At 44.6% G+C, this 258-nt stretch carries 1 protein-coding gene; it reads left to right on the forward strand.

What is annotated here, in order from left to right:
• Positions 1 to 258: DsbA family protein (locus tag AC0IXA_RS27760; protein ID WP_471814954.1), on the forward strand; the 258-nt coding region annotated here is incomplete at both ends.

The raw sequence follows: 258 nt of genomic DNA on the forward strand, positions 1-258 counted from the left end.
GTTCATGGAGATGGCGCTGTATTAGCAGCACTAGCTTCTGAAGAAGTGTGGAAGGAAGATCCGAAAAACTTTTGGGCATTTCATGAAGCTGTCTATCAAGCACAGCCAGATAGTGAAGCAGAATGGGTCACGCCTGCTAAGCTGACGGAGCTAGCGAAAAAGACAACAAAAGTAGATACGGACAAGCTTAAAGATAACCTATCGAAGAAAACATATCAGCCGCAGCTGAACACAGACGATCAGCTTGTGAACCAATAT

This window comes from Pseudomonas sp. AC083 (assembly GCF_979253165.1).